The organism is Brevibacillus sp. SYP-B805, from assembly GCF_011059135.1.
GTDB lineage: Bacteria > Bacillota > Bacilli > Brevibacillales > Brevibacillaceae > Brevibacillus_F.
The window spans coordinates 232334-258259 of record NZ_JAALGD010000003.1 but is presented as its reverse complement, the minus strand read 5'-3'; the positions used below and the strand labels follow the sequence as shown (position 1 = coordinate 258259).

At 58.2% G+C, this 25926-nt stretch carries 30 protein-coding genes; 21 read left to right on the top strand and 9 right to left on the bottom strand.

The window, feature by feature from the left end:
* Nucleotides 1–49: 49 nt before the first annotated feature.
* On the bottom strand, nt 50–181 hold the full coding sequence (gene yhfH / locus G3578_RS06300) for a protein YhfH (protein ID WP_165210153.1): 132 nt from the start codon (nt 179–181) through the stop codon (nt 50–52).
* A 219-nt stretch (nt 182–400) separates the two neighbouring features.
* Between yhfH and G3578_RS06295 the strand changes: the two genes are divergently transcribed.
* The 7 genes from G3578_RS06295 to G3578_RS06265 all read left to right on the top strand — a co-directional run bounded on the left by G3578_RS06295 (nt 401) and on the right by G3578_RS06265 (nt 6718).
* Nucleotides 401–781, top strand: a complete 381-nt coding sequence (locus G3578_RS06295) for an ATPase (RefSeq protein ID WP_165210261.1) — start codon at nt 401–403, stop codon at nt 779–781.
* Nucleotides 782–853: 72 nt separating this feature from the next.
* Complete coding sequence (locus G3578_RS06290; protein ID WP_165210149.1) at nt 854–1807, top strand: tetratricopeptide repeat protein; 954 nt, start codon at nt 854–856, stop codon at nt 1805–1807.
* A 192-nt stretch (nt 1808–1999) separates the two neighbouring features.
* Nucleotides 2000–2602, top strand: coding sequence for a TetR/AcrR family transcriptional regulator (locus tag G3578_RS06285; protein WP_165210146.1), 603 nt, complete (start codon nt 2000–2002; stop codon nt 2600–2602).
* Entirely contained in the window at nt 2599–3858 is a 1260-nt protein-coding gene (locus G3578_RS06280) for an efflux RND transporter periplasmic adaptor subunit (protein ID WP_165210143.1), read from the top strand. The genes G3578_RS06285 and G3578_RS06280 overlap by 4 nt, the downstream gene beginning before the upstream one ends.
* Nucleotides 3855–4508: an HlyD family secretion protein gene (locus tag G3578_RS06275; RefSeq protein ID WP_165210140.1), complete on the top strand. Its 654-nt coding sequence runs from the start codon at nt 3855–3857 to the stop codon at nt 4506–4508. The genes G3578_RS06280 and G3578_RS06275 overlap by 4 nt, the downstream gene beginning before the upstream one ends.
* A gap of 4 nt (nt 4509–4512) precedes the next feature.
* Nucleotides 4513–5178 carry an HlyD family secretion protein gene (locus tag G3578_RS06270; protein WP_165210137.1) on the top strand — a complete coding sequence of 222 codons (666 nt, stop codon included), beginning with the start codon at nt 4513–4515 and terminating at the stop codon, nt 5176–5178.
* Nucleotides 5165–6718: a DHA2 family efflux MFS transporter permease subunit gene (locus G3578_RS06265; RefSeq protein WP_165210134.1), complete on the top strand. Its 1554-nt coding sequence runs from the start codon at nt 5165–5167 to the stop codon at nt 6716–6718. The genes G3578_RS06270 and G3578_RS06265 overlap by 14 nt, the downstream gene beginning before the upstream one ends.
* Before the next feature lie 194 nt (nt 6719–6912).
* On the opposite strand, the gene G3578_RS06260 is transcribed toward G3578_RS06265, so the two are convergent.
* From G3578_RS06260 to G3578_RS06250, 3 genes are read right to left on the bottom strand one after another with little or no spacing between them, the layout of a single operon-like run.
* Nucleotides 6913–7719 carry an ABC transporter permease gene (locus G3578_RS06260; RefSeq protein WP_165210131.1) on the bottom strand — a complete coding sequence of 269 codons (807 nt, stop codon included), beginning with the start codon at nt 7717–7719 and terminating at the stop codon, nt 6913–6915.
* A complete protein-coding gene (locus G3578_RS06255) occupies nt 7709–8509 on the bottom strand; it encodes an ABC transporter ATP-binding protein (protein ID WP_206529507.1) in 801 nt (266 codons plus the stop codon). The genes G3578_RS06260 and G3578_RS06255 overlap by 11 nt, the downstream gene beginning before the upstream one ends.
* Entirely contained in the window at nt 8509–9504 is a 996-nt protein-coding gene (locus tag G3578_RS06250) for an ABC transporter substrate-binding protein (RefSeq protein WP_165210128.1), read from the bottom strand. The genes G3578_RS06255 and G3578_RS06250 overlap by 1 nt, the downstream gene beginning before the upstream one ends.
* 129 nt (nt 9505–9633) lie before the next feature.
* On the opposite strand from G3578_RS06250, the gene rnz reads away from it, so the two are divergent.
* The 4 genes from rnz to G3578_RS06230 all read left to right on the top strand — a co-directional run bounded on the left by rnz (nt 9634) and on the right by G3578_RS06230 (nt 12486).
* Complete coding sequence (gene rnz / locus G3578_RS06245; protein ID WP_165210125.1) at nt 9634–10608, top strand: ribonuclease Z; 975 nt, start codon at nt 9634–9636, stop codon at nt 10606–10608.
* 32 nt (nt 10609–10640) lie between these two features.
* A complete protein-coding gene (locus G3578_RS06240) occupies nt 10641–10871 on the top strand; it encodes a hypothetical protein (protein WP_165210122.1) in 231 nt (76 codons plus the stop codon).
* 78 nt (nt 10872–10949) lie between these two features.
* Nucleotides 10950–11558: a YczE/YyaS/YitT family protein gene (locus tag G3578_RS06235; RefSeq protein ID WP_165210255.1), complete on the top strand. Its 609-nt coding sequence runs from the start codon at nt 10950–10952 to the stop codon at nt 11556–11558.
* Nucleotides 11551–12486, top strand: a complete 936-nt coding sequence (locus tag G3578_RS06230) for a DMT family transporter (RefSeq protein WP_165210119.1) — start codon at nt 11551–11553, stop codon at nt 12484–12486. Before G3578_RS06235 ends, G3578_RS06230 begins: the two co-directional genes overlap by 8 nt.
* A gap of 36 nt (nt 12487–12522) precedes the next feature.
* On the opposite strand, the gene G3578_RS06225 is transcribed toward G3578_RS06230, so the two are convergent.
* Nucleotides 12523–12864 (bottom strand): hypothetical protein, encoded by a 342-nt coding sequence (locus G3578_RS06225; protein WP_206529506.1) that lies wholly within the window; start codon nt 12862–12864, stop codon nt 12523–12525.
* A 67-nt stretch (nt 12865–12931) separates the two neighbouring features.
* Between G3578_RS06225 and G3578_RS06220 the strand changes: the two genes are divergently transcribed.
* Together G3578_RS06220 and G3578_RS06215 are read left to right on the top strand one after the other, a co-directional pair.
* Nucleotides 12932–13387, top strand: coding sequence for a DUF188 domain-containing protein (locus tag G3578_RS06220; protein ID WP_165210116.1), 456 nt, complete (start codon nt 12932–12934; stop codon nt 13385–13387).
* The gene (locus tag G3578_RS06215; RefSeq protein WP_165210113.1) at nt 13384–14070 is read left to right on the top strand and encodes a phosphatase PAP2 family protein; all 687 of its coding nucleotides are present in this window, start codon (nt 13384–13386) and stop codon (nt 14068–14070) included. Before G3578_RS06220 ends, G3578_RS06215 begins: the two co-directional genes overlap by 4 nt.
* Nucleotides 14071–14273: 203 nt before the next feature.
* Here the strand turns inward: G3578_RS06215 and G3578_RS06210 are convergent, their stop codons facing one another.
* Complete coding sequence (locus G3578_RS06210) at nt 14274–15155, bottom strand: LysR family transcriptional regulator (RefSeq protein WP_165210110.1); 882 nt, start codon at nt 15153–15155, stop codon at nt 14274–14276.
* A gap of 152 nt (nt 15156–15307) precedes the next feature.
* Here G3578_RS06210 and G3578_RS06205 point away from each other — a divergent pair, with 152 nt between their 5' ends.
* The 4 genes from G3578_RS06205 to G3578_RS06190 all read left to right on the top strand — a co-directional run bounded on the left by G3578_RS06205 (nt 15308) and on the right by G3578_RS06190 (nt 19862).
* Complete coding sequence (locus G3578_RS06205; protein WP_165210249.1) at nt 15308–16492, top strand: MDR family MFS transporter; 1185 nt, start codon at nt 15308–15310, stop codon at nt 16490–16492.
* 75 nt (nt 16493–16567) lie between these two features.
* The gene (locus tag G3578_RS06200; RefSeq protein WP_165210107.1) at nt 16568–18808 is read left to right on the top strand and encodes an Ig-like domain-containing protein; all 2241 of its coding nucleotides are present in this window, start codon (nt 16568–16570) and stop codon (nt 18806–18808) included.
* A 455-nt stretch (nt 18809–19263) separates the two neighbouring features.
* Nucleotides 19264–19401 carry a sporulation histidine kinase inhibitor Sda gene (gene sda / locus G3578_RS06195; RefSeq protein ID WP_165210104.1) on the top strand — a complete coding sequence of 46 codons (138 nt, stop codon included), beginning with the start codon at nt 19264–19266 and terminating at the stop codon, nt 19399–19401.
* Between the two features lie 218 nt (nt 19402–19619).
* Complete coding sequence (locus tag G3578_RS06190; protein ID WP_165210101.1) at nt 19620–19862, top strand: hypothetical protein; 243 nt, start codon at nt 19620–19622, stop codon at nt 19860–19862.
* A gap of 15 nt (nt 19863–19877) precedes the next feature.
* On the opposite strand, the gene G3578_RS06185 is transcribed toward G3578_RS06190, so the two are convergent.
* On the bottom strand, nt 19878–20381 hold the full coding sequence (locus tag G3578_RS06185; protein ID WP_165210098.1) for a molybdopterin-binding protein: 504 nt from the start codon (nt 20379–20381) through the stop codon (nt 19878–19880).
* A gap of 234 nt (nt 20382–20615) precedes the next feature.
* Between G3578_RS06185 and G3578_RS06180 the strand changes: the two genes are divergently transcribed.
* The gene (locus G3578_RS06180) at nt 20616–20906 is read left to right on the top strand and encodes an Fpa/YlaN family protein (protein WP_165210095.1); all 291 of its coding nucleotides are present in this window, start codon (nt 20616–20618) and stop codon (nt 20904–20906) included.
* Between the two features lie 16 nt (nt 20907–20922).
* On the opposite strand, the gene cax is transcribed toward G3578_RS06180, so the two are convergent.
* The gene (gene cax, locus G3578_RS06175) at nt 20923–21966 is read right to left on the bottom strand and encodes a calcium/proton exchanger (RefSeq protein ID WP_165210092.1); all 1044 of its coding nucleotides are present in this window, start codon (nt 21964–21966) and stop codon (nt 20923–20925) included.
* Between the two features lie 168 nt (nt 21967–22134).
* Between cax and G3578_RS06170 the strand changes: the two genes are divergently transcribed.
* Both G3578_RS06170 and G3578_RS06165 read left to right on the top strand, forming a co-directional pair.
* Nucleotides 22135–22389, top strand: coding sequence for a hypothetical protein (locus G3578_RS06170; protein ID WP_165210089.1), 255 nt, complete (start codon nt 22135–22137; stop codon nt 22387–22389).
* 191 nt (nt 22390–22580) lie between these two features.
* Nucleotides 22581–23333, top strand: coding sequence for a class I SAM-dependent methyltransferase (locus G3578_RS06165; protein ID WP_165210086.1), 753 nt, complete (start codon nt 22581–22583; stop codon nt 23331–23333).
* Between the two features lie 75 nt (nt 23334–23408).
* Here G3578_RS06165 and sleB read toward each other — a convergent pair whose 3' ends face one another.
* Nucleotides 23409–24149, bottom strand: coding sequence for a spore cortex-lytic enzyme (sleB, locus tag G3578_RS06160; RefSeq protein WP_481752720.1), 741 nt, complete (start codon nt 24147–24149; stop codon nt 23409–23411).
* Nucleotides 24150–24284: 135 nt separating this feature from the next.
* Between sleB and G3578_RS06155 the strand changes: the two genes are divergently transcribed.
* A complete protein-coding gene (locus G3578_RS06155) occupies nt 24285–25919 on the top strand; it encodes a thiamine pyrophosphate-binding protein (RefSeq protein WP_165210080.1) in 1635 nt (544 codons plus the stop codon).
* The last annotated feature ends 7 nt before the right edge of the window (nt 25920–25926 follow it).

The following is a 25926-nucleotide window of genomic DNA, read 5'->3' as shown; positions in this document are numbered from 1 at the left end:
GGCACAAAAAAAGCACGGTCAGCGTTGGCAGCAGCCGTGCGGATCATTCTTATTCAGCCGATTGGTTCATGCACCGTTCGCATTCATACAGGTACGACTCATGTTGTTCTTCCATGGTGCAGCCGCATGTGACACAGGTTTTTGCCGGGAGATTGCGATAGAACTCCGATACTGGTATCATCGTGCTTCCCCTCCGTTCTTTTTTCTTGTTCCTATTGTATTATAACAATATACAAAAATCAACAAATTGTTATAATACAATTCTCGTATGGCAGCCGTGCCTATTTTATGCAATGACCGCCTTCTCCCGCGCCATTGGGGCCGGGAAAGTGTTTCTTCTCTTTCCATCCGGTGATACAATGAGTATCATAGAGGTAACACGGAAAGGAGTTGACAGGTGATGTTCAGACTTGGACAGCGTGTCATAATCGTAGCCGACTCCTTTGAACAAGGTCTGCCTATCGGTGAACATGCCTACATCATTGGGCGAGACCGGAATCCGGACAGCGCGTTTGAATGGATTGTCCGCATTCCGAAAATCGATAAACATTACCCCATCGTGGAAGCCGATATTGCCTTGGAGGAGAAGCTGTTGGAGATGGAAGCGGAGAAGGTGCAGCGCGAAGCCCTGCTTGATTATGCGCTGGCTACCCGGAATGAAGCGCTGTTCCGGCAGTTGATGGGCATGCAGGACGACGCGGTGGATAAAGAGAATGGCGATCCTGTGAAAGAAACGCCCGAAGAGTTCATTCGGAAAGTGAACATCAAGGCGTGGATCTGACGGCCGGCGCTGCCGAAATGCCTGCCAGCCCCTCAGTCGACTTGCAGATTCGAAACGAAAAGAGAGGTACTCATGTCCGATTATATTGAATTTACGAATGAGTTTGGGCACCGGATCCAGATGTCCCGTGAGGATTATGAGAAGAAAATCATTCCGCACAACCTGGAGCTGTACTGGGACGACAGGGAGAAACTGCGCCAGTTTGCGATGGAGCTGGTTCGCGACCGGTTTCCCAAGCAGGCAGCCATTGCGGCGGACCGCTTGCTCGAACTGTATGGTCCGATCGAATCCGCGCTTAATTTCCGGGCGGTCGTCCATATGCATGCCGGAGAGTTCGATCAGGCGAAAACCCTGCTGCTAACCTGCCTGGATCGGTTCCCCGCATCCGGCCATGCCCATACCAATCTGGCGAAGATCTACGCGATGGAAGGCGATCGGGAGAAAGCGTTTGCGACGCTGGAGGCAGGTCTGTTCAAGGACCCCAACCAGGAGAATGGCTTGGAACTGTACGTGGAAAGCTTTCTCGCCATGAACAGGAGAGAGGAGCTTTTCGAGCGGCTGGAGCAGCTGGGACAGCGGGAAGGGGCATGGCGCCCGCAACTGATCATGGGCCGCCTCTATCTTCAGGATGAAAATCTGCTGAAAGCCATGCAGATGTACAAGGAAGCGATCGAGCGTTCCCGGGGGGAGGAAGCGGTCGTGATCGCGGTAACCGGCGAGCTGGGACAAGCGGGCTATCTCTATCAGCTGATCCAGATCGCCGAACAGTACTGGTCTCCCGAGTTTCGTTTCCCGTACACCGGTTTCAACTATGCCCATGCCCTGATCCAGACCGATCAGCGGGAGAAGGCGGCAGCCGTGCTGCAGGCGATGCGGCAGCATGTTGCCGAAGCGTACCAGCCCATGGTGGAGCAGTTCCTCTCCAGACTGTCTGAGGATCTGGCCGCCCAGCATACGGAAGCCGGGCAGGAAGCGCAACCGGCCGGGGAGCCGGTGAAGAAAACATGGTGGAAGTTTTGGAAATAGGAGCCGTCAGCGGTTTCATCATAATTTAAGAGCGGTTTGTCTGCAGTCTGCCCAGCACCTCGTCGTGCTGGTTTTTTGTTTGTGGCAGCACCAAAAAATAACAAAATGCTGGTTGACATGATTGTCATGTTATGGAAAAATAACGTTTGCCTAATTAAACGTTCATTCAGGAAGGAAAGGAGGGAACATCGATTGTCCGAAACCCCGCCGCCCGATCGACGCCAGATGTTGAAGGATGCAGCCATACGATTGGCCTGTGAGGTTGGTTACGAGCGCACCACGATCAAGGAGATCGCCAGGCACAGCGGCGTTACGGTAGGTGTCATTTACCATTATTTTGAAAACAAGGAAAAGCTGTTTCACGAGGCGATCAACGATCATCTGAAGTTTTCCTACTTTCAGGAGTTCATTCCGTCCGTCATGGATTTGCCGCTCGAAGAGGGTTTGATCAAAATCGCTTCCATGATGATCGACGTGCTGCGCAAACGCTCCCAGATCGTCACGGTCATTTCCTCGGAAGCATTTCGCAACGAGAAGATCCGCCATATTTTCGGCGATCTTATGACGCAGTTCAGACAATCTTTGTGCCGCTATTTCGAGGCAAAAATGGCTGCCGGCGAGATGGTGCGGGTAGATCCCAATCTGATCGTCAGCATGTTTTTCGGCCACTTTTTCTTATCATTTATGCATAAAGAGAGATGTCAGATCGCGAATCTGCCTGAAATTGATGAAAATTTCATCCGTATTAGCGTAGAGACAATGTTATCTGGATGGAGACAGGAGGAGAGAAAGTGAAGGGATTGACAAGGAACCAATCGTTTGCAAAAGCTGCCGCTTTGGCCTTGTGCGCAAGCCTGGTGGTGCCGCTTGCCGGCTGCAGCACGGCGGCAAGCACGGCCCCCGGCGTGCAGAAAGTGGTCGTGGAAACCGTCGGCCAGTCGGGCTTGAAAAAGGCGCACATGGCCGTCGGACGCGTGATGGGGGATACGGAATCCGCCGTCATGTCCAAAATCTCCGGCCGCGTCGTCCGCGTGCAGGCGGAAATCGGCCAGGAGGTCAAGGCGGGTCAGCCGCTGATCTTTCTGGATGACAAAGATTACAACGCAGCGCTCGCCCAGGCCATTGCCGGCCTGCAGGGGGCTGAAGCGCGGCTGGCGGACACGCAAAAAGGCACCAGAACCCAGCAGCGCAGGCAGATCGAGGAGAAAATCCAGTCCGCGAAAGCAGCTCTGGACAACGCCAAGCTGAATCTGGATCGGGTCAAGGCGCTGTTTGCTTCCGGTGCGGTCTCCCAGTCGCAGCTGGATGCGGCATCCCTCGCCTATACCCAGGCGGAAACCGCCTACCAATCCGCCCTGCAGGAGCTGAGCCTGTCCAATGAAGGTGCAACCAAAGAGACGCTGGCCAGCCTGCAGGCGACCGTCGCCCAGATGAGGGCGGCCGTGGAGGCGGCGCAGCTCAACAAAAACAACACGGTGATCACCGCGCCCATCAGCGGCAAAATCGCCGCCAAAAACATCCATGAAGGGGAAACCGCCGCACCGGGCGTACCGCTCCTTACCATCGTGAGCCGGGAACCGGTCGTGGAAGCGTATGTGCCGGAAGATCAGATCAACAGCATCAAAGTGGGGCAAACCCTGAAGGTCCGCATTGAACAGGTATCCTCGGAACCGTTCGATGCCAAGGTGCTGGCGATTTCCCCCATGGCCAATGCGGTAAGCAAAGAGTATCCGGTCAAGCTGAGCCTGCCCGGCGACCCGGATCAATGGAAATCGGGCATGTATGCCGAAGTGACGCTGCCGGATGCGAGCAGCAAGACGGTGACCGTGCCGGATGAGGCGATCGTCAAACGCGGGAGCGAACGGATCGTGATGGTGACGGATGGCAAGAAAGCGATGGCCCGTCCCGTCATCACCGGTGCTTCCGACGGAACCAACGTGGAGATTCTCAGCGGCCTGCAGGCCGGGGAAAAGGTGATCGTTGTCGGCCAGGATGTGCTGAAAGACGGAGCCCCCGTCCAAGTCATCAATGAGAAGGTGAACGGCAAATGAAGAAAAAAATCGGCTTGCTTGTCCTGGTGCTCCTTGTGCTTGGCGGTGGAGGATATGGCGCCAAGGCGTACATCGACTCCACCCATTACGTGACGACGGATGATGCCCGCATCGACGGCGAATTGATCAAGGTAAGCCCCGAGATCATGGGACGCGTCACGGAACTGCGCGTGAAGGAAGGCGATGCGGTCGAAGCCGGTGAAACCCTGGCCCGCCTGGAGGAAAAGAACACCACCCTGCAAAACCGCGACGCTGCCCTGGTCAAGGCTCCGGGAGCCGGCGTGATCATCAAGAAATTTGTGTCCGTCGGAGAAAACGTGTCGCCCGGACAGCGCCTCTTTTTGCTTGCCAATTTGCAAGATTTGTATGTTTCCGCCCGGATTGAGGAGACGAAAATCGAGCGGGTGGCCGTCGGCGACCTGGTGACGATCGACGTCGACGCGTTTCCCCATCATCCGCTGCAGGGCGTTGTGGAGCAGATCGGCCTGGCATCGGACAGCACCTATTCGCTTCTGCCGACCACCAACTCGTCCGGCAACTTCATCAAGGTGACCCAGCGCATCCCGATCAAGATCAGGATTTTGGATCAGGAAGGCCTGAAGCTGCTGCCGGGGATGAACGTCGTGGTCAAGATTGCGACCGAGGGCTGATGCGATGAAAGCGAAGCCTTTGCTCACAGCATTGATCGGGTTCTATCTGCTGGGCACTGCGGGTATTTCCGGTTATTTCTGGTATCATCATCAAAACTATGTCGAAACGGATGATGCCCGCACGAAAGTGAACGTTTCCCTGGTGACCGCCCCGGCGACCGGACAGCTCGTGAGCCTGCCGCTCCGCGAAAACCAGGAGGTGCAGGCGGGAGAGGTGCTGGGATGGATCGAGGCGCCGGCCGCCACGTCGGCGATGGATGGCCGCTATGTGCTGAAGGCACCGGTCAGCGGCCGGGTGATGCGGATCGGTGTCCACCAGGGGGAAGTGGTCACCAGCGGACAGAACCTGCTGGCGATTGCTGATCCGGATACCGCCTATGTCGAAGCGCTGCTGACGGAAACGGAAGCGAGCCGCGTACGGGTGGGGCAGACGGCGGATGTCAGCCTGGATACGGCGGGAGGCGCGACCTATACCGGGATCGTGTCCGGCGTGGAAGGCGTGACCGTCAGCGCGGTCTGGCCGCTCATTTCCCTGACCGCGCCGCGCCAACAACCAAGGGAAGAACAGCTCGTGCCGGTCCGCATCAAGGTGATGGGCGCCCGCTTGATCCCGGGAACCAGCGCTTCCGTCAAAATTCGCGTGAGGGGTGAAACGGATGGCCTCTTCTGAAGAAAAGAAAATACCCGGCGTCTTCACGACCACCATGATCATCGTGATCGGTACGTTCATGGCCATCTTGGATACATCCATCCTGAACGTGGCCCTGCCCAAGCTGATGGTGTTGTTCAGCGTGGACACCAAGCAGATCGAATGGGTGCTGACCGCCTACATGCTGGTGTCGGGGGCGATTATTCCCATCACCACGTATCTGGGGGAGCGGTTTGGCTACACCCGGCTCTATGTGATCTCCGTCGCAAGCTTCACCGTCGGTTCTCTCTTGTGCGGACTCGCCTGGGATAATCCCAGCCTGATCGTCTTTCGCGTGATTCAGGGGATTGGCGGCGGCTTGATCATGCCGGTTGGGCAGGCCCTGATGTTCCGCTTCATCCCCCGGGAAAAAATGGGGGTGGCAATGGGGCTTTTCGGCCTCTCGATCGCCGCTGCGCCTTCCATCGGTCCGACGCTTGGCGGCCTGATCGTGGAAGAGTACAGCTGGCGCTGGCTGTTCATGATCAACGTGCCCGTCGGCATCATCGGGGTGCTGCTGGCTCACTTCCTCCTGCCGGATACGCCCCGCAAGAAAATGAACGGGTTTGACTACTGGGGATTCATCCTGTCCTCGGGAAGCGCCTTCCTGTTCCTGCTCGCGCTGGCGGAAGGGCAGGACTGGGGCTGGACGTCCTACGAGATCATCATGCTGCTGTTCACGGCAACCATGATGCTGCTGATTCTGATCGTCATTGAACTGAATCATCCGGAACCGCTCATGGATATCCGGCTTTTCCGGAACAAGGAATTCTCCTTCAGCATCCTGTTTGGCAGCGGGCTCTACATCGCCATGATCACGGGGGTGGTACTCATCCCGATCTATCTGCAGTCCATCCGCGGCTATTCCGCCATACAGACCGGGCTGATCATGATGCCGCAGGCCCTGGCGATGGGCGCCATGATGCCGATCGCCGGAAGACTCTATGACAAGATCGGAGCGCGGCCGCTCGCGATGGTCGGCATCCCCCTGATCATTTACTCCACCTATATGATGCATACCTTGTCGGTGGATACCCCGGCCGATCAGATCAGCTGGTACATGGTGATTCGCGGGATGGGGATGGGACTGACCTTCATGCCGATCAATGCGGCCGGCGTCAGCACCATCTCCCCGCTGAAAATGGGAGCGGCTTCCTCCATGAGTACCTTGATCCGCAGCGTTGCCGGCGCCATCGGCATTGCCCTGACGACGGTCGTGATGAACAACCGCCAGTTCCTGCACCAGCACCGCCTGTCGGAAGATCTCGACCTGTTCTCACCCGGCTGGAGCACCATGCAGCAAATGTCTACCGGCTTGTTTGCGACAGCGGGGGACACCAGCGCGGCTTCCCAGGCGACGCTGACGCTGATGAGCAGCCAGGTGATGGCTCAGGCGGCATCCTGGGGGATCGGCGATGTATTCTTCGCCTTCTCGTTTTTGATCGTGGCGTTGGCCCCGATGGCGCTCGTCTTTAAGAAAAGGGAGCGTCCGCAAGGGGAAGCGCCGATGATGGCCGAATAGCCAAAAGGGACCTCATCGCCTTCTGGTAGCGCGGACGGGGGTCCCTTTTTCAGTGTTAAAATGACGAAGAAAGTTTGGGGGCCCCGCCGACACCAGCGTTAGCTTAAGTCGGCGGGGTTATGTTTGGGGGCCTCCGCCGACACCAGCAAGGGACCCCACTCGGCACAGCGATAGCTCAAGCCGGGGGGGTTTTTTTATTTAAACTGGCTGGTGAGCTTGCGTTCGAGATACGCCACCCCTTGATACATCAGGGTGGCGACCACCGCGATTACGCCCATGCTCATCATGACCAGGGTAAAATTGAAGACCTGGAAGCCGTAGATGATCAGATAGCCGAGCCCTTGCTTGGATACGAGATACTCCCCGACAATCACGCCCACCCAGGAGAGGCCGACATTAACTTTCAGGGTGGAGACGATGGCAGGGATGCTGGCCGGAAGAATCACCAGGGTGAAGACCTGCCGCTTGTTTCCCCCCAGCGTCCGCACGACCTTGATGTAATTCTCGTTCACTTCCTTGAAGCTGGCATAGATGACGATGGTGGTAATGACGACGGAAATGGCGCAGGCCATGGCGATGATCGACCAGAGCCCGGGGCCCAGTCCCACGATGAGCAGCGGCCCCAGCGCCACTTTGGGCATGCTGTTGGCCACCACCAGATAGGGGTCCAGCACGCGGGACAGAAAAGGGGACCACCAGATGACGATGGCGATCAGGGTGCCAAGCAGCGTTCCCAGGAGAAACCCGATGACCGTTTCCGCCACGGTCATGCCGATATGCGGCCACAGGCTCAAATCCGTGATCTGCTGCCAGAACAGGCTCCCGATCTTGGAGGGATAGCTGAACAGCAGGACGTTAATGGCACCGCTGCGCGCCAACCATTCCCACAGAAGAAGAAAGACCACGAAGATGGCGATTTGGGTCAGGATCACATACCCGCGAAGCTTCCGCTGCGTACGGAGGTAGTCGCGGTGGATCCGCTTGATCTCATCAGGCGTCATCGCTAAGTCCCTCCATCTCTCTCCACACTTGATTGAACAGTTCGGTGAACCCCTCCTGATTGCGCGCAGGAAACGGCAGAGGCTCCCGAATGGCGGCCGGAACGACAATCTCCCGGTTGATTCGGCCCGGATTGCGCGCCAAAATATAGAGACGGTCGCCCATCGCGATCGCTTCCGACAGATCGTGGGTGACCAGGATGGCTGTCTTCTTGTGACGGCGCAGGGTGGCGACGATCAAATCCTCCAGCTTCAGCTTGGTCTGATAATCCAGCGCGGAGAACGGTTCATCCAGCAGCAGGATCTCGGGCTGGCAGGCGAGGGTGCGCACCAGTGCGACGCGCTGGCGCATGCCGCCGGAGAGCTGATGGGGATAGGCTTTGCGCACATCCCCCAGCTCCATCTCCTCCAGCAGATGAAGCGCGTATTCCTCCGTCTCCCTGCTGCGGATGCCCTGGATGTCGAGACCGAGGAAGATGTTCTCTTCAATGGTCTGCCAGTTGAAGAGATAATCCTGCTGCAGCATGTATCCGACCTTGCGGGAGGTGCCGGCCACTTCCCGTCCTTCGATCAGCACCTTCCCCGCCGTCGGATGCTCCAATCCCGCGATCAGGGAAAGAATCGTCGTTTTGCCGCAGCCGCTCGGGCCGACCAGACAGATGAATTCACCTTCCTCCACCCGCAAGTCGATCCCTTTGACGGCCATGAACGCGCGAGTGGACGAGACATAGAGATGGGTGACGTGACAAAGTTCGATCTTGGCAGGTTGGCAGGAAAGCTGGGACACGGTCATTACTTCCCTTCTATTGCTTTTTGGGCAAAGGCGGTGTTCACCAGTTTGGCGTAATCGGCCCGCTGTTTCAGTTCACCCGCTTCGTCCATAATGTTCTGCAGGTTGTTCCATTCGGCTTCATCCAGAATGGGATCGGTCGCGTAGGAGCCCTGTTCCAGATAACGCTTCACCGCGCTTTCCAGAATGTCCGGCTGGATGTTGGGGAAGTAGGGAGCGATCGCGTCCGCCGTCTCTTTGGCCGAGTGGCTGGCTACCCATTGCTGCGCCTTGTAGATGGCGTTCGTAAACTTCTGTATCTCCGCTTCGTGCTGGTCCAAGTAGCTTTTCTTGGCCATAAAGACCGTGTACGGCACCTTGCCGCTCTCCGTGCCGAAGGAAGCGATGACATGGCCGATCCCGTCCTTTTCAAACTGCGACGCCTGCGGTTCAAACAGCTGGACGTATTCGCCCGTTCCCGAAGCGAAGGCGGACGCGATATTGGCAAACTCGATGTTTTGGATGAGGTTCAGATCCTTGTGCGGGTCAATGGCATGCTTTTTCAGCACGAATTCCCCCACCATCTGCGGCATGCCGCCTTTTCGCTGCCCCAGAAAGACGCTGCCTTTCAGCTGCTCCCAGGCAAAGTTGTCGATCTGTTTGCGCGAGACAAGGAACGTGCCGTCCGTTTGTGTGAGCTGGGCGAAATTGATCACAGGGTCGGTGGAGCCCTGCTGATCCACGTAGATGCTGGTCTCGGACCCGACCAGGGCGATGTCGATGCCGTCGGACAACAGGGCGGTCATCGTCTTGTCGCCGCCGGATGTGGTGGTCAAATCCACTTCCAGCCCTTCTTCTTTGAAAAATCCCTTTTCAATGGCGACGTACTGGGGCGCATAGAACAGGGAGCGGGTCACTTCACCGATGCGTATTTTCTCGCTGCCCGAACCGCTGCATCCGGCAAGCAGGGCCATCAGCCCCAGCCCTGCGGCGAGAACGAGAGAAAGCGCTCGTTTCATCAGAATCCCTCCTAGGCGATAGTCTATAGCAGGGTATGCGCCCAGGAAAAAAAGGGTGAATGCGGGAAGCGGGAGGCCCGTGGATGGTACCGGTAGGATATACTTGTAACATGAGGTGAAATAACTGCGATGATCATAACCTTTTTGGGAACAGGGTCAGGGGCGCCCACGACCAGGCGCAATGTCAGCGGCGTGGCCCTGCAGTTTGCGCAGGCGGGCAGGTGGTGGCTGTTTGACTGCGGAGAGGGCACGCAGCACCAGATCCTGCGCTCGCCTTTGAAAATCAGCCAGTTGGAGAAGGTGTTCATCACCCATCTGCACGGGGATCACCTGTACGGCTTGATCGGCCTGTTAGCCAGCCGTTCCCTGCGCAACAGCGATCTTTCGGGAATAACGGTATACGGCCCGCCGGGACTGAAGCAGTACATCGACGGCATCATGGCCGTCAGCCCGGTGCATCTGCAGTATCCGCTCACCGTCCAAACGGTTGAGCCGGGCATCGTCTATGCGGACGACGAGCTCACGGTGGCGGCGGCGCCCGTGCGCCATCGGGTGCCGGCATTCGCGTATGCCGTCACGGAACTGCCAAGCCCGGGGAGGTTTCGGGTCGATCTCGCCCAAGCGGCCGGCATTCCGCCGGGACCGCTCTATGGCCGGCTGAAAAAGGGGGAGACGGTGGAGCTGCCGGACGGCCGCATCCTGCACGGCAGCGATTTCATCGGGCCGCCGGTACCGGGGCGCAAGCTGGCGATCAGCGGCGACACGGAGCCCTGCGCGAACATGATCGAGCTGGCGCGGGATGCGGATCTGCTGATCCATGAAGCGACATATGCGCACAGCGAGGTGGAACTGGCGCGACGCAGCGGCCATTCCACGGCCCGGGAAGCGGCGGAGGTGGCAAGCCAGGCGGGGGCAAAGGGGCTGATTCTCACCCATTTCAGCCCCCGCTACGAGAATGACGAGAACCATTCGCTCGCGGATCTGCTGGCCGAGGCGCGGGCGATTTTTCCCCAGACCGAACTGGCGGAGGATTTCCGTTCTTTTGCGCTCAAGCGGAAGCGGGAAATGGTAGGAGGAATGAAAAAATCCTGCTATAATGAATGATCATCAAGGGCTCGGGGTGAAGAGGTGAGACGATGAAACGGATCGCGTTTGGATCGCCGGAGGAGCTGCTGGCGCATTGCCGCGAAGAAGCGGTTGACCTGGTGATCGAGTATGTCGATCAGGAGAAAAAGCAGCGCCAGCTCAGGCTGGCCGCAGAGGCGCTTGATCTGGACACCCTGCGGCACAGCTTTGCGCAGCCGCAAGTGATGGCATATTACCGCAAAGACGGCATTTTTTACGAGATTGTCGCCAAATGGCAGTAGAGAGAATTCCGTGGGGGAGAAGGTGGATCCACCGTGGCTGACGGCAGGAGTGGGAGAGAACTGGTCGTCCGGTATCTGATGTTTCTGTTGGGCCTGGCTGTGATTGCCTACGGCGTTGTGATGACGATAGAAGCAGATTTTGGCGTTTCGCCGTGGGATGTCCTGCATATCGGACTGCAAAAGACGTTTGGATTGACCATCGGCATCTGGTCGCAATTGATCGGAGTCCTCATCATTCTTCTTTCCTACCTGCTGGGGAAGATCAAGCCGGGAATCGGCACCATCCTCAACATGGTGGCATTCGGCCTGTTTATCGATCTGTTCATGTGGATGGGGGCGGTTCCCCATGTCAGCGGGCTGCCGGCACGGATCCTGCTGTTCCTGGGCGGCCTTGTGATCATGGCCGTCGGGATCGGGATGTACATCTCCCCGAGGCTGGGGGCCGGGCCGCGCGACAGCTTCATGCTGGCGCTCCATGAGCGGATGGGCTGGAGCATTCAAGCCGTGCGGATGGCTATCGAAATCACCGTGCTCGGAATGGGCGCGCTTCTGGGCGGTCCCGTATCGATCGGGACCTTGGTGATTGCCGTCTTTACGGGGCCGTTGATTCAGCGGACCATCCCTTTCTGGGAACGCGTCATGGCGAAATCATACGGACAGCGGCCGAAGGAGCAGATCCATGCGTAAATCGACCGTGGATCTCATGCTGGCTGCCGTCGTCGTCATTTGGGGAGCGAATTACACCATCGGAAAGTTCGGCATGCAGGCGCTGTCGCCCGATGTTTTTACCCTGACGCGCTTCTTGCTGGTCATCCCGGTCCTCCTCTTCCTGGTGAAATGGAGAGAGGGCACCCTCGGCATCCGCAAGCGGGACATCCCGGCTTTTCTGCTGGCTGCCCTGGTGGGGATTACCCTGTATCAGACGCTGTTCGTCGCCTCCCTGAAATATACGACGGCGACCAATGCCTCGCTCCTGGTAGCCATGTCCCCGATCTTTACGGTGGCGATCGCGCTGCTGAAACGACAGGAACGCCTCACGCCGATGCTGATCGCCGGCTCGCTGCTGGCGGTTACGGGCGTGATCCTGGTCAAGGGGGCGGGGGAGCACGGCCTCTCCTTTACCCTCGAATCGCTTCGGGGAGACGTGATCGCGGGGGTCGCCAGCTTCCTGTTTGGCTGCTATCCGTTTACGACCGCCCGTTTGACCAAAACGTATTCGGCCATGAAAATCACCCTCTATACCGCCCTGTTCGGGTCGCTGTTTCTGGCGTTGTACTGCGGGGCGGACTTGATGAGTGTGCATTGGGCGGCACTGCCGGCGTCGGCCTGGTGGTCGCTTCTTTATGCAGCGTATCCCGTCACCGCCTATTCGCTCGCGGTCTGGAACTACGGCATGGAAGTGCAGGGCGCCTCGCGGGTGATGCCGTTCATGTATCTGGTGCCCGTCACCGCCATCCTGGTGGCGATGGTCTGGATCGGGGAGAAGATGAACGGGTGGCAGTGGCTGGGAGCCGTCATGATTCTCGGCGGCGTTTTCCTCGTCCGCCAGGGAGCCGCGCTTTGGCAGCGGTTGAAAGCGGCGAGGGCGACGGGGGAGCAAAGCATGAAGATGTAAGCAGAAAACCACCACGAGCGCTGTGGTGGTTTCTCCTCATCCATGCACCTTGGCATCCACATCCTGCTGGACGCGGAACCAGATATTCAAATCGTTGATGATACTGGCAAGCTCGTGGATGTCGCTGACCAGCCGGCAGGCGACGGCAAAATCATCCTCTTCAGAAAGCTGCGCCTGCTTCTGATTGATGATCGCCTCCAACTGTATGATCCGGTCGGGGATGGCGGAACGGATCCCTTCCCATTCCAGCAGGATGCTGCTCTGCTCATCGGAGGTATATTCTTCCCAATCCAACTGCAGGTCAGGCAGCCGGATCCCCAGGCGTTCATCGTAAACGAATCGGTACCGCACGTTGCTGTTCACTCCTCTCTCCTCCATCTTAGCAGAAACCGGGCGAAATGGAGAGGGAGGATGTTGAGATTTTGGACCATGCAGGGAGGTTGCTGTGACGGACAAACGACTGTTAATCGATGCCGATGCTTGTCCCCGGCAGGCGCTGGCCATCGCCCAGGCGTTCTGCCGGCAAAAAGGATGGCGGTGCGTCACGTATGCCAGCACCAACCATCAGCTGACCGGCCCCGATCATGTGACGGTCGATGCCGAACCGCAAGCGGTGGACATGAAGATTGCCAACGATGTGCGGGCGGGGGATGTGGTCGTCACCCAGGATACGGGGTTGGCGGCGATGGTGTTGGGCAAACGGGCCAAAGCCCTGTCTCCGCATGGGGTCATCTTTGACGAAGCACGCATCCTCTTTCAGTTGGAAGTGCGGAACGAGCAGGCGCGCTATCGCCGGTCCGGCGGCCGTACGCGCGGTCCGGCGGCCCGTACGGCGGAGGACGACCGGCGGTTTGAGCGGGCGCTGCGTGCATGCATGGAGGAAGGAGAGACATACACATGACAAACAGAAGCGCTGGTTGGCACAAACACTCATTGACCTGGGCGGCCGTCTGGTTCGTTGTTTTCGCAGGGATAGCTGCGGGCTATTTGTCCGGCGCGCTGGCACCATTGGATCAGGCTGCGTTCCGGCTGGTAGCCTCCCTGCGATCCGATGGGCTGACGGCGGCGCTTGCGGCCATCACCCATTTGGGCGGCCCCGAGGGGCTGATTCCCGTCGCGATTCTCCTGATGATCGGCGCGTATTTTCGGGGGATTCGCATCGAAGCCGTCCTGCTGCTGCTGACGCTGGGCGTGGGCGAGCTGTTGAACGAGACGGCCAAGCTTCTCTTCGACCGCTCCCGCCCCAGCGGCTTCAATCTGATCGACCTGCCCGGCTCCGCCTCTTTTCCCAGCGGACATGCCATGGTAGGCGGCGCCTTTTATCTCTTGCTCAGCCTGCTGATCGCCAAACGCTGCGGCGGGCGTCCTCTTGCAGGCTGGCTTTCCCTTCCGCCGCTTGTGCTGGTGGTCCTGATCAGCATCAGCCGCGTCTATCTGGGCGTCCATTATGCCAGCGACGTGCTCGGCGGGCTGTCCTTCGCCGCGGCCTGCTGCTCGTTGGGTGCTTACGCCTATGAGGCGGCGATCCGAAAATGGAGGACGGGGAGCGGCAAGAGCGTCAACCTGTCCGGTTCCAATCGATAGGCAACAGGCTTGCTGTCCGGTTCCCGTCCGTGGACGAGGATGAGTCCTGTCTTGCCGATCTGACGGAGTGAGAGGGCTGCATGCGGCCACCTGTTTGCAAAGGCCTCATTGATACTCGCCATTTTCAGGTGCCCATCCTTCCAGGCGAGCAGATGGACATCAGGCGGATTCTGATGCAGCCTAGGAAAGCAATTCCGCCTCCTTTAAATCGAATAGCCGAATTCCCGCATCAGGTTCAGCCATTTTTCCACGCTCGGCCTGTTCTTTTTTTCCTTGGGGAGCACGATGTAGGCGGAGCGTTTGGGTGGCTTGTTGCCGATGATTTCGATCTCCCGCAGGGTGCCGGATGCCAGCTCCCCTTTCACGATAGAGCGGGTGACGAGGCTGACCCCCACTTTTTCCCTGACCAGATCGATGGCCAGCTCCGCCTTGTCGATCTGCAGCTTGGGAACGTAGCTGCGGGGCAGCGTGTCCATGATCCATTGATGAAACGGAGGCCCCCAGTTCATGTAGACGAGCGGCAGCCGGGCCAGATCGCGGGCATCGATGCTTTTCTCCCTGACCACCGGATCATCCGGGGAAGCGACCAGCACGATCTCGTCCTCGTAACAGGGGATCACTTCGAAGCTGGGCATGGAAGGCGGGATGTAGACAATCCCGATCTGGATCAGGTTATCCAGGAGGTACTGGATCACGTCGGAGGAATGGCCGGTTTTCGTGCGCACGGCGATGTTCGGGTAACGCGTATGGTATTCTTTCAGGATCGGTTCCAGCACGAAGGTCCAGACGGAATTCAGGCTGCCGATGGAGAGATAATCTTCATAGGGCTGCAGGGCCGAAACTTCGCTCAAGCCTTCTTGGGCAAGCTTGAGAATGCGTTCCGCATAGGGAAGCAGCGTCAAGCCGGCCTGGGTGATTTCCACGCTTCTTTTATCCCGGATGAACAGCGGTTTGCCCACCTTTTCCTCCAGCTGCTTGATCCGCATCGTGACGGTCGACTGCACAAGATGGAGCATTTCCGCCGCTTTGGTAAAGTTTTTCGTTTGGGCTAGCGTGTAAAATGCCCGCAATTGCTCAAAATCCATTGCAACATTCGCCTCTTATGTATTTTTTTCATTACTATTAACAAAAATGATCGTTTCCCAAATTATACCCCTTTTTTTAAGCTGTTGGTATCTGGAAAGTGTAGAATTTTGGAAACGGGGGAATCACCGTGTCGCGCGCATTGTGGCAGACGATGCCGGGCTCCGTCAAACTGCTCCTGCTGACATCGTTTTTGATGAATATGGGGTTTTACGCACTCATTCCGTATCTGACGCTGCATCTTACCGGCAGCATCGGCTGGACGCTGGCGATGGCCGGGCTCGTACTGGCCGTCCGCCAGTTCTCCCAGCAGGGATTTGCATTTCTCGGCGGTGCCGTCGCGGATGCGTTTGGTTATAAAGGATCGATGGTGCTCGGCATGGCGGTGCGGGCGACCGGCTTCGCCATGTTTGCCTTCTGTACGGAGACGTGGCACTTTTTCGGAGCGGCTGTTCTTTCCGGGTTGGGGGGCTCCCTGTTTGAACCTGCCGTCTCGGCCGCGTTTGCCATCCTGACGCCGGACGCGATCCGCAAAGACGTCTTCGCCCTGAAAAACGTCCTCTCCAACATCGGGGTGGTGGGCTCCCAACTGATCGGGACGGCGCTGGCGGCCGTCGATTTCTTCTGGCTGTCGCTCCTTGCAGGCGGGCTGTTTTATGCGAGCGCCGCGCTCATCTTCTTCCGGCTGCCGCCTATCAAGGCGGACAGCATCCGCACGAGCATCGTCGGCAGCATCGTCCATGTGTTGAAAGATCGTCAGTTTGTCCGGTACACCCTTGTGCTGATCGGGTACTATTACCTGTACATGCAGCTGTTTCTCAGCATTCCCAAGCTGGTGGAGGACGAGCTGGGAGACAAGGAGGCGGTGGGGATCGTGCTCGCTTCCGTCTCCGTCTTTATCATTCTGTTTCAGATGAAAGTGGTCCGCCTGCTGGAAGGATACAGCCAGCGCTTTGTCCTGATCGGGATCGGCTCGCTAGTGATGGGGATCGGGCTGTTTCTGCTGACGTTTGCCAACTCGCTCTGGATCTTTCTGGCGGACGCCTTTGTGTTCGCGCTCGGCACGATGATCTCCGCGCCGCAGCTGGTGGATATGGTGCCCCGATTCGCCCCGAAAGAGCTGACGGGCGCCTATTACGGGTTTAACGGATATTCGCTGGCGATCGGCGGTTCGATCGGCCAGGTAGCCGGAGGTTGGATGTACGATCTCGGCCAACATTGGTCCTGTCCCTGGCTGCCCTGGTCCCTCTGCCTGGCGGTGGGTCTTGTCGTCGCGTGGAGCTTGTACCGGATGGAGGAGAGGCTGCGGCTCCGCATTCCCCGACAGACGGTTGTCTGAACAGCAACCAATCGCCCCCTGGTGCGTCAAAAAAAGAGAGAAAGATGGATGCATAAGAGGAGCGGACATATACCAATGAAACAGAAAACACGGAAAATTTGCATCATGCTGTTCTCATGGGCTGCCATTGCGGCCCTGCCGTTCTCCATACAGCTGCCTTCCCATGCCGCCGGTATGGCAGCGATCAAGCTCGCGGACCGTTCATCGCTAACGGTGGAGGTGGATGGCAACCCGGCTTCGGCGGAGCAGCTGGCGTGGTCCAAGCAGGGCGATGCGTACACGATGACGCTTGCCGGGGAGCAGCGTATCTTTTTCGAGCAGACAGCGCCGGTTTTTTACCAGCCGTTGACCGCCCTGCAGGGAGATGCCGACGGTGACGGCCAACAGGATTTGGTGATCGTCTGGCAGGAAGAGGCATCGGGCGGGGCCGTCCGTTACTGGCTGGTAAAAGGGGGACAAGCTCCCCGGCTGACGTATCAATCGGAGGAGTATCTGCAGGGGCAGGTAACGCTTGCGCAAGAGGGGCTTGCCATCAGCTACTCCGTCTTTGACCAGGGCGATGCCGAAGCGTTTCCGTCCCGGCGCGTCACGGAACGTTGGGGCGGAGAACCGTGGCACAAGCTGTCCCAGACGGAGACGGCAGTCGGACGAATCGCCATGGCGGCGGAGGCCAAAAACAGCAAAAACCCGCCGCTGCATGAGGTGGAGCGGATGCTGGAAGAAGCAGCCGCCAAATACAACATCCCCGCCGTCATCTTGAAGGCGATCGCCTGGCAGGAAAGCAACTGGCGCCAGTTCGATGCGAACGGCAAGCCGCTGATCAGCTACGACGGCGGGATCGGCATCATGCAGCTGACCAACCAGACGCGCTTCGACCAGGCGCGCTTGAAGACGGATATCCGCTATAACATTGAAGCGGGAGCGCAGGTTCTCCTGGAGAAACGTGCCCTCACACGCTCAGGGCGCCTGCCGGCCATCGGCTCGATGAAGATGGACGAGATGGAGAGCTGGTATTTCGCGATCTGGGCGTACAACGGCTGGTCGGCGTACAACAATCCGCACAACATTCCCAACAAGTATCGCAAAACGGCTGCTTATCAGGACAGCGTGATCAGCCTCGCGCGCAGCTATTTCGCCCAGCCGATCACGCGCATCCCCAAGGAATGGATTCCGCGGGAGAGCGTGCCATCCGGCAAAACTACATACACGACCCCGCTGCCCATCCACAAGGCCGGAGAAGATCTGGAGCGCCGGCATATCCGCGAGGGAGATACCGTCGAGGTGGCAGGCTTCACCACCGCGCTGAACGTCCGTCAATCCCCGGGGCTGAACGGCCGGATCACCGATACGCTGGCCATGCGGGAGCGGGCGGGCGTTGTGGATGGTCCGATCGAACGCGACGGTTATCTTTGGTATAAAGTGAAAAGCAAGGACGGGACAGGCTGGGTGGCCGGCCACTATCTCAATGCGGTCCGCGACGAACGGATTTCGCTCGCGGAGGTGATGGCGCAGACGCCTGACCGCCTGTCTGACGAGGCGATCAGGGAGGATGGCCGCAATCTGTACCTTCAGGGCGATGGCATGAACCTGGCATGGAAAAACCTGCTGCAAAACGGAGGAGCCTCCGCTGCGCTGCAAGCCTATGCCTGGCAGGATCTCTGGCTGGAATGGACGGCGGCCAAAAAGGGCGACAAGCCGCCGAAGAAACGGGGAATCGGCTACCTGCGCGAGCTAAGTCCCGGCTGGCAAGCATCGAACGTGTCCCCGACCCGTCCGATCACCCTCCGGCTGGATCCGGACAAAGGGCCAAGTGCCGGGACGGATGATTTTCTGGTTCTGGACAGCCGGGGCAGGGAAGCATCCACGGTGGAAAGCTCAACAACCGCAGGAGCCTGGACGATTTCACCCCGGACAAGTTGGAAACCTGCCGAATCCTATACCCTCTACTTCCGCGCCCTGCCGATCGCCGCATTTACGGTTGCAAAACAAGCGGGTGTATCCCTCGAGGGCTTCGAAGTTTATCCGCAGGTTGACAACGAGATTCCCTTGACCAAGTCGATCGAGATCGGCTTTACCCAAAAAATGGACGCCAAAACGGTGTCGGAGCGGAATGTTTGGCTGGAGGACGAGGAAGGGAATGTGGTGAAGACAACGGTATCGCTGTCGAAGGACAAACGCAGCATTACCGTCAAGCCGTCCAAACCGCTGCGCCCGGACTCCTATTATTTCTGCAAAATCACCACCGGCTTGCGGTCGGAAAAGGGCAAGGCATTGAAAACGAATACGGTATACGTGTTTCGGACCGCTCAGCGATAGCATGAAAACCTGTAACCTTTTGGCTGCTGGTTCCGTATGTATAGGTAGTTGGCCAATCGGGAAGGAACAAATGAGGTGGTAATCATGGAAGATAAGCTGAAGCGCTTGCTTTTTGTCACGGGCACGGTAGGTTTTGCGGTTTTTGCCATGGTCGTGATCACGGAGATTGTTCGTTTGTCATCACATGCGTAAAGAAAGTCAGCCTGCTGCCTGGCGCGGCAGGCCATATTTTTTTTGCACGCACTATATTCCATGAAATGTTCGACAAATGTCGACTGTGTGTGGATAAATATGCAAGGAAAATCCACATGGAAGCGGAAGGGTTCCAGGCTGTTGTGCACAGGTTGCCCACATCTTACCCACACGATTTCCACAGCAGCTGTGGATAGCGGAACGGTTGTTCCAGGGCTAGAGACATGTTACAATGTATCCAGATTTTGGCGGAGGTGACGAGCATGCAGCATCTGAGCGATGAGATGTTGATAGAGGTTTATCAGCGCGCAATGGCCATGAAGCTGGATCAGGCGTTTATTGAGCTGCTCCATGTGGAACTGCAGCGGCGAAACCTGATTGCCGCCATAGCCAGTGCATAAAGCTGACCATACCAAGCATAAACATACGGAATCATTACAGCGGGTCTCTGGAAAAAGGGCAGCTGTGTATATCGGAAAGATAAAGCGAGGTTAGAAAGGTTGGGGGCCCCGCCCGGCGCAGCGTGGGCCCCCACTCGGCAAAGCGGCAGCTGCCGCCGAGTGGGTAGAGCGATAGCTCAAGCCGGGTGGGTTTAAAAACGGCAAAGGAGGCTTTTGCGATGCCGAATGCCAACAAACTGGTCAGGCTGGGTGCCAAAGCCATGGCAGCGATGCGCGAGGAATTTGCCCAGCGTGCCCGGGAACAGCGAGAGTATGAAAAGCAAGCCGAGAGAAGCAGCGCGGGTACGCTTTGGGCGAATTGGCAGAGCGATCCCTTCGTGATGCCGACGGGCAGAGGTGCTGCTTCCTTCAGGGAACTGACCAGCCGACTGTTTGGAAAAAAGAAACGACCACCCAAATGAAGGCGGTCGTTGCCATTAGTCCGCTAGCACCTCAAACGCGACGATGTGGTCAATCGGCGCTTTTTTTGCTTTCCAGTCCTCCGGCAGGTAGAAGAGCACCGGCCCGCCTTCCCGGATCGGCTTGCCGTCCTTGGCGAACTGCAGGATGGCCCGCTTGGCCTCGGCAAGCGGCAGCAGTACCGGCTCTCCGTGTTCCCGATGAATCCGGATGGAGGTTGCTTCCGGAAGAGGCTGCGCATTCTCGATAAACGGTGCCAGCTTCATGCCGAAATCTCCTTCCAGCGCTTTTCGCTCTTCGACAAGGCTGCGCTTTTCGGAAGGCAGCGCCGCTCCTTCCCGCAGTTCCTTATCCCATTGGGCGCCCGTCCCTTTCACATAGGCGCTTGGCTCCGCTTGATCCTCAACCTCGTCCCCCGTGTAGGCCGCCAGGTCGATCTTGCGGTTATCGAAGATCCACACGCTCGGATCGATGGTGATGGGGTAGGTGACGGCCCCTTTCAACACGATGACATCAGCCATTGATCATCCCTCCCTTTCCGTTCTTGCCAGTCTCATTGTACTGCTTCCGCAGATGGACGGCAAACGGTTTGTGCGGCGATCGTTTATTCCGGAGCTGTCCAAACCGGTGGGACTCCGCATCTTACCGCGATACGGTGACGCGGTCAGCATATTGGAATCTCTCTTCCTCTTTTCAAATGGACGGGAATAACGTACTATGGAAAGTAAGGATGGTGGCAAACGGAGGGATAGGTTTTGGCAGAGGTTAATATTCCCGACTTGGTAAGCAAAGCGCTAGCGCTGTTGCAAGCAGACGCGGATAAGATATACAAACTGATCGACGTGCAGATGGAAAACCTGACCATGCCGCAGTGCCCACTGTATGAAGAGGTGCTGGATACCCAGATGTTTGGCCTCTCACGCGAAGTGGAATTTGCCGTGCGCTTGGGCCTGATGGAGGAAGAGGTCGGCCGGGAAATCTTGGGTGATCTGGAACGGAAATTGGCCGAACTGTACGAGAAACAGAAAAAAGCAAGCGAGGGATAAGCCATCCCTCGCTTTTTCATACGAAATAAAAAGCAGTACCCAGAATCAGATAGACCGCCAGCAGCAGCACACCCTCAAACCAGTTGGTGGTACCGTCGCGGGAGATGGAGATCGTGATGAAGGTAGCCACGCCGATGGCTGCCAGTTCAAACGGGGAAAACACGATGTTCATCGTGGACCCGAACAGCAAGCTGAGCAGCACGAGCGTAGGCGCGACGAACAGGGCGATCTGCAGGCTGGAACCGATCGCAATCTCGACGGCGGCCCCGATGCGGTTTTTCATCGCCAAGAGCAGGGCGGCGCTGTGCTCCGCGGCGTTTCCGATAATCGCGATGACGAAAGCGCCGACGAACATCTCCGACCATCCCAGGGTATGGGTGACGATTTCGACGCTGTGCACCAGCCACTCGGAGACCACGGCCACAAAGAACGTGGAGAGGATCAGCATGAGAATCGAGACGCCTTTCGACCAGACGGCCTCACTGTCATGCGGCTCGATGTCCGAGAGAAATTCCTTGTGCGTCACCATGGAGAAGATCAGCCAGAGGACATAGGCCACGATCAGAATAACGGCGATGACGATGCTGAGCGTATCGACCCGCTCAACCGGCAGCTCTTTCATAAAGACGGCCGGGATAAACAGGGCAACCAGCGCGAGGGTCATCAGCGAAGCGTTGTGACCGGCCAGCACGCCGTTAAACGTCTGCTCCTTGTATTTCAAGCCCCCCAACAGCACGCTGAGCCCGAGAACCAGCAGCATGTTGCCGATAATGGCCCCGGTGATGGACGCCTTTACCATGTCGAAAAGCCCTTCTTTGACAAGGAAGAAGGCGATGATCAATTCCGCGGCGTTGCCAAATGTGGCGTTCAAAAAACCGCCGATCCGATCACCCGCATAATGGGCCACGCTCTCCGTCGACTTGCCCAGCCAGGCGGCCAGAAAGATGATGGCCAAAGCGGCGGTCGCAAACCGGATAAACTCATTCTGGAGGAAGTAATGGGATATCGCCGCCAGGAGAAAGCTCCCCCCGACGAGAAGAAAAAAGAGTCGCTGATTCAACCAATGTCACCTCATATTTCCTGTCATGCCATTTTTTCAAACCACATCTCCTAGTTTACAAAATGGCGGCCCAAATGTCACGGGAATGGACGAAAGCAGAAACGGGAATAGTCCGGACGGGGGGTGGGAAACTAAGGGATAGCGTACCGAACAGGAGGTGGAATCCCGTTGGCACAACCTTACCTCTGTCCAACCTGCAAGTCGAACCGCATGCGCTTTACCATCATCGAGCAAACCCCCCGCTATGTCCGCATGAATCCGCAGACGGGGGAAGTGGAGGCAGAACTGCCGCCGGAAGAGCTGGACGCCTTCCATCAGCCGTATAAAGGCGACGCGATCCTGGTACAGTGCGGCATCTGCGGCACGACGGAAAGCGAAGAACGCTTCGTCAAAATGGCCCGGCACATGCAGCACCAGCGATAAGCCCGATCAGAAACCGCAGGCTCGCAGCCATCCGCTGCATGGTAAGCGTCAAACCGGCCCACAATGCCCTCATCTGCTGACAAGGTGTGGGCTGTTTGACGTTTGCTGCGAGTTGGGTGTGGCGCCACCGCAAGACTTTTCCATTTTCTGGTATAATACATGCTAACAAATCGTTTCCGGTGGTGAGCGAAATGGAGCAGAGCCATAACCGGCGGGGAGACTACGGCATCGACGCTCCTGTCGTCGTACGCAACCTGGCGCTGATGGGAGCCGGATTTCTTCTTCTTGGCGCCGCCGCTTTTTTCCTTTTCCCGGAGCGGCTACAGTGGCTGGGGAAATCGGTTGGCCTTGTCTGCCTGGCCTCCTCTCTGGTTATTACGGCCGAGGTGCTGTACATGATTTGGAGCAGCAAGGTAGGGAAGTATCGCGAGCGGGAGAGGCTGCTTGATCTAGTCGGGCTGCGCGGCGATGAGAAGGTGCTGGATGTCGGCTGCGGCCGGGGTCTCGTGCTGAATGCAGCGGCCCACAGGCTGACCACGGGAAAGGCGGTCGGCATCGATATTTGGAACAGACAGGACCAGTCGGGGAACGATCCCGACGCGATGCTGGCAAACGCCCGGATGGAAGGGGTGGCCGAACGGGTGGAGATCGTGGACGGCGATGCGCGGAGCATGCCGTTTGCGGACAGCGCTTTCGATGTCGTCGTTTCCAGTCTGGCCCTTCATAACATTCCCGGTTCCGAGGAGCGGTACCGGGCTTTAAGCGAGATACTGCGCGTGCTGAAACCGGGCGGCCGCTTCGCAATCCTCGATTTTCAGCATGTGCGGGAGTATGCGGAAGCGTTCGCACGGCTCGGCGCGGTCGAGGTGCGAATCGTCGGGCCGCACTGGCTGATTTTTCCGCCGGTCCGGATCGCTGTGGGACGAAAAGCGAAGGAGTCGTAATGGCCGAAGCTGCTCGGAACTTGTCCAACTTCATCTAAACACGGGAAGGTCAGGCGATGAACCTGACCTTCCGCATTACCGACAGAAGATATGCTTGCCGATTTTCTTCACCTGCGGGCGGCTCCAGATCCAGGCGGAGGTGGCCGTTGCCGGGTTGAAGTAGTAGATGCATCCGCCCGTCGGATCCCAGCCGTTGATCGCGTCCTGCACCGCTTTTCTTGCGGTGGCGTTTGGCGTCAGCCAGATCTGGCCGTCCGCAACCGCGGTAAACGCGCCCGGTTGAAAAATCACACCGGCCGGCGTATCCGGAAAGCGGGGATGGTGGGTCCGGTTGAGGATCACCGCTGCGACGGCTACCTGCCCCACATACGGTTCTCCCCGCGCTTCGCCGAAAACGGCATTGGCCATCAGGCGTATGTCGTTCGCTGAATAGCCTCTGCTGCGTACGCTCACGGTTCTTGGCGCTTTTGGCGCAACCCCGAGTTCGGCTGCGGTCGGACGATAGTGGCGCGTGGCATTGTACAGCTTCAATTTGGTTTTTGCCCCCAGCACGCCGTCAACCTTCAAGCCAAATTCATACTGGAAATTGCGCAGAGCCCAGTAGCTCCGCCATCCGAATACCCCGTCCACCTTACCGGTATAGAAGCCCAGAAGCTTCAAGCGTCCCTGCATTTCCCGCACATCTTTGCCGGTGCTGCCAACCTTTACGATTGCCTTGCTGAACGCATCGGTCTGCTGCGGGATGATGACGGAAAAAACCGACGCGATGACAAGCAGGGCGGCAAGCAGCACTGTCCATTTCGCTGCGTGTTTCAAGCTTGTTCCTCCTTTATCTGGTCTCATTGCAAGATATTGTGCCCATTTGCCTGCCATTTGACTTATGAGCGGCCGTGTAAAATGCTGGTGATTTGGTCACAATGAACAGCAGCGGAAACAGAGAGGATGGTTGCGATGGCGGCAAAGAAGGTTTGCGAGCATGTAACCGAACAGCTTCATGCATGGGGCGTCAAGCGCATTTACGGCGTGGCGGGCGATGCCCTGTTTCCCTGGCTCGATGTGCTGGGCAAGCAGCGGGAGATCACGTTTATCCCATGCCGGCATGAATCGGCTGCCGCCATGATGGCGGCTGCGGAGGCCAAACTGACGGGCTTGCCGGCTGTCTGTGCGGCAACGAGTGGTCCCGGTCTGCTCAATTTGTTGAACGGCTTGCAGGATGCCCAGACCGACCGGGTTCCGGTTGTGGCCATCACCGGCCAGGTGGAATCGTACAAGCGAGGGGGCGGGTACAAGCAGTACATCCCGCAGGAAGCCCTGCTTGCCCCCCTCCTGGCATTTACTGCGGAAGTGACCCATCCCAAAGCGATCGGGGAGATGATGCAGAAAGCCTTTGTGATGGCGGTCGAACGGAAAGGAGCGGCCCATCTGGCGGTCTGCAAGGATGTCTGGACGCAACCGGCGGCAAGCCCGATGGTTTCCGCGCTGCCGCCACTGGCCTGCCGTATGCGCCTGGATCGGGCGGCGGCGGAGCAGGGGGCGGAACTCGTAAACGCTGCCAAACGTCCCGTGTTTCTGGCGGGAGTCGGGGCCAGGCCCTTCGCCAGCCTCGTTCAACGCCTGGCGGAGCGGATCGGAGCCGCCATCCTGCTGTCGCTGGGAGCAAAAGGAGCGATTCCCGATGCCCATCCGCAGGTGCTCGGAGGTTTGGGCGATGGCGGAAGCGAAGCCGGTCTGCAGGCGCTGGCAGAGGCGGATTTGCTTGTCATCCTGGGCGCCACCTGGTTTCCCAAGTCGTATATCCCTGCCCGGCTTCCGATCATCCAGGTGGACGAGAACCGGGAAGCCTTCCATCCGGTGGATCACCTCCTTCCCGTGCCAGGCGATCTGGAAGAGACGCTGCTCTTCTGGGAGGATCGGCTGCCGAAACGGGAGCCGGACCGGGAATGGCTTGCCCGCGTCATCTCTCTCCATCGGGAGAGAATGAAGGAGCTGGAGCGCATCAGCCTGCAGTCCGCGCTGGAAAAGGTGAAGCCGGAGCGCTTGATGACCGCCCTTGATCAGATCGCCGCGCCGGACGCCATCATCGCCCTGGACACTGGAGAACATACCGTGTGGTTTAACCGGGCGTTTCGGGCAGCGAAACAGCAGCCGCTATTTTCCGGCAAGTGGCGGACCATGGGATATGGCCTCCCTGCGGCGATCAGCGCCAAACTGGCATTTCCCGACCGGGAGGTGATCGCGATCGTCGGGGACGGCGGGCTGATGATGAACGCGGGAGAACTGGTGACGCTCGCGCAGCTGGGGCTGCCGGTTACCGCGATCGTCGTAAACAACGGTGCGTTCGGACTGGAGGAAGTGAAGATGAAAAGAGCGGGACTCACCCCGTTTGCCACCCGGCTGGTCAATCCCGATTTCACGAGGCTGGCGCAGGCGTGCGGCTTGGCTTCCTACCGGGTGGATGCCGTCCGGGAACTGGAAGAGACGCTGCGCGAGGCCGTAGCCTCCCGTCTCCCGGCCCTGGTGGAGATCAGCGCGACCCCTCCCACCCTGACGCCCCTTCGCAGGGATCTGTTTCAAGCCCAAGCCTAGACTGGTT